The 5,628-nt window shown below is 62.8% G+C and carries 3 protein-coding genes and 1 pseudogene; all 4 read right to left on the reverse strand.

The features are described from left to right. A partial coding sequence (rpoB, locus tag AC1DU6_RS18560) for a DNA-directed RNA polymerase subunit beta (RefSeq protein ID WP_477858801.1) occupies positions 1 to 3,705 on the reverse strand: 3,705 nt, incomplete at its 3' end. Positions 3,706 to 4,039: 334 nt separating this feature from the next. Beyond that, the gene (gene rplL / locus AC1DU6_RS18565) at positions 4,040 to 4,420 is read right to left on the reverse strand and encodes a 50S ribosomal protein L7/L12 (RefSeq protein ID WP_457324052.1); all 381 of its coding nucleotides are present in this window, start codon (positions 4,418 to 4,420) and stop codon (positions 4,040 to 4,042) included. Positions 4,421 to 4,470: 50 nt separating this feature from the next. Further along, positions 4,471 to 5,007 carry a 50S ribosomal protein L10 gene (gene rplJ / locus AC1DU6_RS18570; protein ID WP_056194797.1) on the reverse strand — a complete coding sequence of 179 codons (537 nt, stop codon included), beginning with the start codon at positions 5,005 to 5,007 and terminating at the stop codon, positions 4,471 to 4,473. A gap of 265 nt (positions 5,008 to 5,272) precedes the next feature. Further along, positions 5,273 to 5,628 (reverse strand): annotated as a pseudogene (rplA, locus tag AC1DU6_RS18575) (50S ribosomal protein L1); the annotation flags it as partial.

Consider the following 5,628-nt stretch of genomic DNA (forward strand, 5'->3'; position numbering starts at 1 on the left):
GGTCAGGCCCTTCTTGGCGGCAATGTCGTCCGGGTACGCCAGCTTGAGCATGCCGCGGATTTCTTCTTCCTTGGCACCATCGAAGACCGGCGTCGCGAAGGGCACGCCCTTGGCGAGGTTCGCGGCCATCTCCAGCACTTCGTCGTCCGTCAGGTCTTCGATGCGTTCCGTCTTGCCACCGCTCTGGTTGTAGAGCTGGTCGAACAGCTTGCGCAGCTCGGCAACCTTGGTGTGCTGCTGCAGCATGTCGCCGATGCGCTGGCCGATGCCCTTGCCGGCCCAGCCCAGATGCACTTCCAGCACCTGGCCCACGTTCATTCGCGACGGGACGCCCAGCGGGTTCAGGACGATGTCGGCGGGTGTGCCGTCGGCCATGTAAGGCATGTCTTCGATCGGAGTGACCTTGGACACGACGCCCTTGTTGCCGTGGCGGCCGGCCATCTTGTCGCCRGGCTGCAGGCGACGCTTGACGGCCAGGTAGACCTTGACCATCTTCAGCACGCCAGCGGGCAGCTCGTCGCCCTGCGTCAGCTTCTTGCGCTTTTCTTCAAAAGCCAGGTCGAAGCTGTGGCGAGTCTGGTCGAGCGAGTTCTTGATCGACTCGAGCTGGTTGGCGATGTCTTCCTCGGCGGGACGGATGTCGAACCAATGGAACTTCTCGACCGAGGCCAGGTATTCCTTGTCGATGGCCGTGCCCTTGGCGATCTTCTGCGGGCCGCCGTTGGCGAGCTTGCCGACGAGCAGCTTCTCGATACGGTCGAAGGCGTCGCTCTCGACGATGCGCAGCTGGTCGTTCAGGTCCAGGCGGTAGCGCTTCAGCTCATCGTCGATGATCTGCTGGGCGCGCTTGTCGCGTTGGATGCCTTCACGGGTGAAGACCTGCACGTCGATGACGGTGCCGTTGGTGCCTTGGTCGACACGCAGCGACGTGTCCTTCACGTCCGAAGCCTTCTCGCCGAAGATGGCGCGAAGCAGCTTCTCTTCCGGCGTCAGCGTCGTCTCGCCCTTGGGCGTGACCTTGCCGACCAGCACGTCGCCAGGGTTCACCTCGGCACCGACGTAGACGATGCCCGACTCGTCCAGACGGCCGAGTTGTTGCTCCGACAGATTCGGGATGTCGCGGGTGATTTCCTCGGCGCCCAGCTTGGTGTCACGCGCGTTGACGACCAGTTCCTCGATGTGGATCGAGGTGTAGCGGTCTTCGGCGATGACGCGTTCGCTGATGAGGATCGAGTCTTCGAAGTTGTAGCCGTTCCAGGGCATGAACGCGACCAGCATGTTCTGACCCAGGGCCAGCTCACCGATGTCGGTGGACGCGCCGTCGGCAATGATGTCCTCGGCTGCCACCTTGTCGCCACGGCGCACGATCGGGCGCTGGTGGATGTTGGTGTTCTGGTTGGAACGCTGGTACTTGATCAGGTTGTAGATGTCGACACCGACCTCACCGGCCACGGTCTCGTCATCGTTCACGCGGATCACGATGCGGTTGGTGTCGACATAGTCGACGACGCCACCGCGGCGAGCCGCGACCACCGTACCCGAGTCCTTCGCAGCCACGCGCTCGACGCCCGTACCCACGAAAGCCTTCTCAGGGCGCAGCACCGGCACGGCCTGGCGCTGCATGTTGGCGCCCATCAGTGCGCGGTTCGCGTCATCGTGCTCCAGGAAGGGCACGAGCGAGGCTGCCACCGATACGATCTGCGTCGGCGCCACGTCCATGTACTGGATGCGCTCAGGCGACGTCAGCACCGACTCGCCGTTCTCACGGGCCGAGACCAGCTCGTCCGTCAGCTCGCCAGTGGTGTTCAGCGTCGCATTCGCCTGGGCGATGACGTACTTGCCTTCCTCGATGGCAGACAGGTAGTCGATCTGGTCGGTGACGTGGCCGTCAACAACGCGGCGATACGGCGTTTCCAGGAAGCCGTACTCGTTGAGCTGAGCGAACAGCGCCAGCGAGTTGATCAGGCCGATGTTCGGGCCTTCCGGCGTTTCGATCGGGCAGACGCGACCGTAGTGGGTCGGGTGCACGTCGCGGACTTCGAAGCCRGYGCGCTCGCGGGTCAAACCACCCGGGCCAAGAGCGGAAACACGACGCTTGTGCGTGATTTCCGACAGCGGGTTGGTCTGGTCCATGAACTGCGACAGCTGCGACGCCCCGAAGAACTCCTTCAGCGCCGCGGAAATCGGCTTGGAGTTGATCAGGTCGTGCGGCATCAGGGCTTCGGTCTCGGCCTGGCCCAGACGCTCCTTGACGGCCTTCTCGATGCGGGCGAGGCCCGAGCGGTACTGGTTTTCGGCCAGTTCGCCCACGCAACGCACGCGGCGATTGCCCAAGTGGTCGATGTCGTCCACTTCGCCGCGGCCATTGCGCAGCTCGACGAGGATCTTGACGACGTCAAGGATGTCCTCGTTGGACAGGTTCATGTTGCCTTCGGGCGTGTCACGGCCGACACGCGCGTTGAACTTCATGCGGCCGACACGGCTCAGGTCGTAGGTGTCGGTGCTGTAGAACAGGCGATTGAACAGCGCTTCGACGGCGTCTTCCGTCGGCGGTTCGCCGGGGCGCATCATGCGGTAGATGGCGACGCGGGCGGCCAGCTGCGTTTCGGTCTCGTCAGACGCCAGCGTCTGCGAGATGTAGGCGCCTTCGTCCAGCTCGTTCGTGAACAGGCACTGGATTTCCTTGACGCCGGCCTGGCGCAGCTTCTTCAGCAGCGCGTCGGTCAGTTCGTCATTGGCCTTGGCGATGATCTCGCCGGTATCGGCGTCGATCATGTTCTTGGCCAGCACGCGGCCGACCAGGAAGTCCTCGGGCACCGAGATGTGCTGCGTGCCGGATTGCTCCAACTGGCGCGCATGGCGGGCCGTGATGCGCTTGTCCTTCTCGACGATGACGGCACCCGACTTGTCGACGATGTCGAAACGGGCGACTTCACCCTTCAGGCGGTCGGCAACGAATTCGAGCTGCGCGCCAACATCCATCAGGCGGAAGTTGTCGAACACGAAGAAGTGGGCCAGGATCTGTTCCGGCTTCAGGCCGATGGCCTTGAGCAGGATGGTGACCGGCATCTTGCGGCGGCGGTCGACGCGGAAGTACAGGATGTCCTTCGGGTCGAACTCGAAGTCCAGCCAGGAGCCGCGGTAAGGAATGATGCGAGCGCTGAACAGCAGCTTGCCCGAACTGTGGGTCTTGCCCTTGTCGTGCTCGAAGAACACGCCAGGTGAGCGGTGCAGCTGCGACACGATGACGCGCTCGGTACCGTTGACGATGAAGCTACCGTAGTCGGTCATCAGGGGCACTTCGCCCATGTAGACCTCTTGCTCCTTGATTTCCTTGACCGTCTTGGCCTGCGGGCTCTCACGGTCATAGATGATCATCTGCAGGCGCGCGCGCACGGCGGCTGCATAGGTCAACCCACGCTGTTGGCACTCACGGGTGTCGAACGGCGGCTTGGCGATGTTGAACTCGAGGAACTTCATCTCGACGAAACCGTTGTGCGAAACAATCGGGAACGCCGAGAGGAAGGCCGCCTGCAGCCCTTCGGGCTTGCGTTTGGCGGCGGGCACGTCCTTTTGCAGGAAGGCCACGTAGCTGTCCTTCTGCATCGTGAGCAGATAGGGAACGTTGAGAACGCTCTCGCGCTTGCCGAAGCTCTTGCGGATCCGCTTGCGCTCGGTATAGCTGTAGGGGGTTGCTTGCGCCATAAACACTCCGTGTCGAGCCCACCCCTGGCCGTGGGGCGAGCCGCGTCGGCGACTGGCTGGCTCACTCACCCAGAACGGGCGGCTGCCTAGCTTGGTGGTTGGCCACTACCAACCGCTGGCGGACAACTTCGGCATTGCACCGAAGTCCGACCAAACTGGTTCTCTGCAGTCGGATCAGAGAACACGTGAAAGAACCGCGCATCATACCCGCGCGAGGTCTTTCACCTGTTCTCAAGCAGGATTAACCCGCAAAGACAAAAAAGGGGAAGCCCAAAGGCAACCCCTTTTCTAGTCAGTGGGGCCGGACCTGCTGCACAGGCCCCACCCCAAAGTCTTACTTCAGCTCAGCCTTGGCGCCGGCTTCCACCAGCTTCTTGACTGCAGCTTCGCCGTCGGCCTTGGAAACGGCTTCCTTGACGTTCTTCGGAGCGCCGTCGACCAGGTCCTTGGCTTCCTTCAGACCCAGGCCCGTGATTTCACGGACGGCCTTGATGACGGAGACCTTCTGCGCGCCGGCTTCGGTCAGCACGACGTTGAACTCGGTCTTCTCTTCAACGGCAGCAGCGGCGCCGCCGCCGGCGCCACCGGCGGCCGGAGCAGCCATCGAAGCGGCGGACACGCCGAACTTCTCTTCAATTGCCTTGACCAGATCGTTCAGCTCCAGAACGGTCATGCTGTCCAGCGAGGTCAGGAAAGCGTCTTTATCGAATGCCATGATGAATTTCCTTAAAACAGATTGATTGCGTGTAACGCGTAGTTCGTCGATCAGGCGGCAGCCGGGGCTTCTTCAGCGGCAGCTTCCGTAGAAGCGGCGCCTTCGCCACGCTTTGCAGCCAGGGCAGCCAGCACGGCCGCGGTGCGTTGCACCGGCGACAGCAGCAGGCCTGCGATTTGCGACAGCAGCACTTCCTTGCTCGGGACGGATGCCAGCGCCTTCACGCCGTTCACGTCCAGAGCCTTGCCACCGTACGCACCGCCCTTGATGACGAGCTTGTCGTTGGTCTTGGCAAAGTCAGCGATGACTTTGGCAGCCGCGACAGCGTCTTCCGAAAAGCCGTAGATCAGCGGGCCGACCATGCTCTCCGAAGCAGCCTCGAACGGGGTGCCGGCGACAGCGCGACGCGCCAGGGTGTTCTTCAGCACGTGAAGATACACACCTTGGGCGCGCGCGGTGACGCGCAGCTTGTTCAGGGCTTCAACGGTGAGGCCACGGTACTCGGCCAGCGCCAGCGTCTGCGACTTGGCAGCTTGCGCTGCGACGTCGGAGACAACGACTGCCTTCTCGTTGCGATTGAGACTCAAGGTCTACTCCTCACATTTGCTCTCTCGGCCTTGCGGCTTTGGGAGCGCCAGGGATTCAGCGACCATCTGTCAGGAAACCCACCCCGATGGCTCGGAGCGGCAAACCCTTCAGCGGGACCGCCATCTGCGTTGGTTCTCAACTTGCGCCGAGATTTAAGGGGTCTCCACCAACGGTCTTGGATGACGCGCCACTCCGGCGAACCGGAACAGCGCCCCACCAATCTTGTTGCCCAGGGCCAGACTCGCCCCGAGCAGATTCAGTGCATCAAGCTGCGTTGGCTTGAGCGTTGATCGACGCGATTTCGACGCGGGCGCCGACGCCCATCGTCGAGGACACGGCGACCTTGCGCAGGTAGATGCCCTTGCTCGACGCCGGCTTGCTCTTGTTCAGAGCTTCGATCAGCGCGCGCAGGTTGCCTTCCAGCTTGTCGGTGTCGAACGAGCGACGGCCGAGGGTGCCGTGGATGATGCCGGCCTTGTCGACGCGGAACTGGACCTGGCCAGCCTTGGCGTTCTTGACGGCAGTGGCGACGTCCGGGGTCACGGTGCCAACCTTGGGGTTAGGCATCAGGCCGCGCGGGCCCAGGATCTGACCCAGAGTACCGACGACACGCATCGTGT

The sequence above is a fragment of the Roseateles sp. P5_B10 genome (assembly GCF_056400485.1).

Excerpts from the sequence above, each read along its gene's own strand:
- rplL (WP_457324052.1), bottom strand. The coding sequence starts at position 4,420 with ATGGCATTCGATAAAGACGCTTTCCTGACCTCGCTGGACAGCATGACC.